The sequence below is a fragment of the Rhodoferax sp. genome (assembly GCF_039922535.1).
GTDB lineage: Bacteria > Pseudomonadota > Gammaproteobacteria > Burkholderiales > Burkholderiaceae_C > Rhodoferax_B.
In genome coordinates this window covers 1-2937 of the sequence record NZ_JBDTEM010000274.1, presented here as the reverse complement: position 1 = coordinate 2937, position 2937 = coordinate 1, and the positions used below count along the sequence as shown (strand labels likewise).

Annotated in this window: 3 protein-coding genes; all 3 read right to left on the bottom strand. The window is 63.9% G+C overall.

What is annotated here, in order from left to right; all coding sequences use genetic code 11:
• Positions 1 to 204: 204 nt before the first annotated feature.
• On the bottom strand, positions 205 to 1437 hold the full coding sequence (locus ABI213_RS12615; RefSeq protein WP_348027361.1) for a phospholipase A: 1233 nt from the start codon (positions 1435 to 1437) through the stop codon (positions 205 to 207).
• Positions 1371 to 1880: a hypothetical protein gene (locus ABI213_RS12610; RefSeq protein WP_348027359.1), complete on the bottom strand. Its 510-nt coding sequence runs from the start codon at positions 1878 to 1880 to the stop codon at positions 1371 to 1373. Before ABI213_RS12610 ends, ABI213_RS12615 begins: the two co-directional genes overlap by 67 nt.
• The coding region (locus ABI213_RS12605; RefSeq protein WP_348027357.1) for a 3'-5' exonuclease at positions 1877 to 2937 on the bottom strand (1061 nt) is incomplete at its 5' end. The genes ABI213_RS12610 and ABI213_RS12605, both read right to left, overlap by 4 nt.

The window sequence follows — 2937 nt, the reverse complement described above, 5'->3', positions numbered from 1 at the left end:
CCAGTCGGCTCAATTCAGGCGTTCGACCTCATCCGGATTTCGGCATTTTCCTCCGAGCCGGGTGGATGCCAACTCTCATATTAATAGCTAGCCGTGCAGGTTCTTATTGCGCTAGCGGTCGATTTGGCCTGAGGTTTTAGGTAGGTTCGGTGCTGCCAGCATCCCTGGCCGGGCATCGCGCCTAGGGCGCGAACGGGGGTGTGGTCAGAAATCCACCAAGCTCAACCCCACGCTCAGCACGGTGCGGCGGACGTTGTAGTCGATCAGGGTGTCGCCGTAGCCGCTGAACAGCTGGGTGTGCAGGCGCAGGGCGCTCTTTTTGTTGTCGTTGCCGGTCAGGGTTTTCAGCCACTCCAGGCGCACCGAGCCGCGGTTGGACACGTTCAGCGAATTGCGCACCGTAGCGACCAGGGTGTTGTCGGGGTTGACGTTCCACGCGGCCAGCAGCTCGCCGTGGCCGATGTAGTCGGTGATGTCGGGGTTGTCGTCGCTGCCGTTGCTCTCGTGGATACGCTGCCAGGCGCGGGCCTGTATGCGCCACTGGTTGGATTGCTCGAACCCGGCCATCAGATACACGCGGTTCCAGCTGCGCGACAAGGGCTGGCTCTGGCCGTTGGACTGGTGCACCAGGCCCACGCCGGTGTAGCGCAGCTTCCAGTCAAACGGCAGGTTCAGGGTGCTGGGGTAGACGTAGACCACTTCGGGCTCGTGGTCGGTGCTGCGGAACGGGCGCGACAGGTTCGGGCTGAACAGCTGCCAGTACGACTGCTGGGTGTAGCCAAACCACAGCGAATCGCTCAGGCCCGGGCTGCCCTGGGTCAGCAGGCCCTGGGCGATCTTGGTGCGCACCGACACCTGGATGCGGGCTTCGGTGCGGTTGTAGTCAACGGGCTCCGCAGCCGTATGGCCCACTGCCGGGGAACTGGGCTGGTCGTTCGTGGCGCTGGCCCGTACCACCGACAGGCTGATGGGCCGGTAGCCCCGGATGCCAAAGGTGCCGCAGTTGCTGCCCGATTCCAGCTCCCAGAAGCGCGACAGCTCGGAGTAGCGGGCGTCTTTGCAACCCTGGTCGGCGGCGATGGCCAAGGCCACGGCCACCGGTTGGGGTGGCACCTCGGTCAGGGCCGATGCGGCCGTGGACAGGGGGGCCGGGGCGGCGGGCGCAGGCGCGGTGACCTGCTGGGCCAGCTCGTCGTAGCAGGCCAGGCGGGCGGCCTTGTCATCGGTCAGGCGGCTGCAGGCCAGCCAGGGTGCCGAGGTGGTGGCCTTGGCAATGGCCGACGCGGTGTCGGCGGCGGTGGCCACCTGGGCTTGCGCGCCACCGCACAAGGCGGCCATGGTCGCACCCAAGGCAAAAAGCTTGGCGGGCTTCATTCCCAGCCGCCCTGCTTGCGCAGCACGAAGGGATGGGTTTGGTCGGTGAGTGCGTTGGTCCATAGTCCTTTGATTTCCTTGCCACATGAGGTCTCTACGACCTGGCCGCTCCAGGTGGCGCTGATGCGCACACCGTCGTCGGATTCTTCCAACTGAAAGTCGCCTTGCTGTACGTCACCGGCCAGCAGAGCCGGTTTCGCTTTGTCCTTCGTCTTGCCAGCATCTTTCCCAGCATTTTTCGCACCATCTTTGGCACCGGTTTTCACACCATCGCGGTTGATGCTGCCCACCACGCTGCTGTCTTGCTCGGGGTCTTTTTGAAAGCGCACGCTGGCACCGCCGGGTTCGCCGTCGATCTCGGCACGCCACAGGCCGACCAAATGCGCCGTGGTCAGGGCCGTGGCGGCCAGGCATTCGGCGGGTTTGGGTTTAGAGGCATTTTGGGCGCTGGCGCAGGTACTGATTGCGCAGGCAGCTATAAAAAGTGCAGTAAGTCGGAGTGTCATGGATTCTGCGCGGCCAGGGCGGCGGCGGCATTGGCTTGCGATTTTTGGGCAAATTCGGCGCGCAAGGCACGCAGCTTTTCGCGCGGGTCTTCTTTCACTGTGGACTGGTCCAGCCCCATCTCTTTGATGAAGCGGCTGGGCTGGGCGGCCACGGTTTCGCGGCCTTTTTTCTTCTTTTTGGTCCAGCTCACGGCCAGGCTGCGCTGGGCGCGGGTAATGCCCACGTACATCAGGCGGCGCTCTTCCTGCAGGCGCTGGGTGATGTCGTCGGCCACCACCTGTTGGCGGCCCTCGTCGTCGTCCAGCTTGAAGGGCAGCATGCCTTCGGTCACGCCCGCCAGCATCACGTGCGGCCACTCCAGCCCTTTGGAGGCGTGCAGGGTGGAGAGGGTGACCACGTCGGCATCCTTCTCGCGCTGGTTGATGGTGGACAGCAGGGCGATGGTCTGGGCCACTTCGAGCAGGCTTTTGGTCTCGCGCAGGGTCGTTACACCCGAATCTTCGTCTGTCTGGCCACCGGCGCGGGCGGCCATCCAGTCGCAAAACTCCAGCACATTGGTCCAGCGGGCGGCGGCCACTTTTTCGCTGTCTTCGCCGTCGTAGAGGTGCTTTTCGTAGTCAATATCTTTGAGCCACTGCAACATAAATGCTAGCGCGTCCTCCGCACCCACCGTGCGCCGGGCCTGGTATTCCAGGTCTGTTACGTAGCGGCCAAATTCGTGCAGGCCGTCCAGCGCCTTGGCGGGCAACAGCGCGCCCAGCGAGGACGTGAACAGCGACTCGAACAGGCTCAGCTTGTACTGCGTGGCAAATTCGCCCAGCTTGCCCAGCGTTTGGTGGCCAATGCCGCGCTTGGGCGTGGTGATGCAGCGCAAAAACGCCGGGTCGTCGTCGTGGTTGATCCACAGGCGAAACCAGGCGCACAGGTCTTTGATCTCGGCCCGGTCAAAAAAGCCGGTGCCGCCCGACACCTTGTACGGAATCGCCGCGCGGCGCAGTGCTTTTTCAAACGGCTTGGACTGGTGGTTGGCGCGGTACAGGATGGCGAAGTGGCGGT

Excerpts from the sequence above, each read along its gene's own strand:
- ABI213_RS12615 (WP_348027361.1), bottom strand. The coding sequence starts at position 1,437 with ATGGACCAACGCACTCACCGACCAAACCCATCCCTTCGTGCTGCGCAA.
- ABI213_RS12610 (WP_348027359.1), bottom strand. The coding sequence starts at position 1,880 with ATGACACTCCGACTTACTGCACTTTTTATAGCTGCCTGCGCAATCAGT.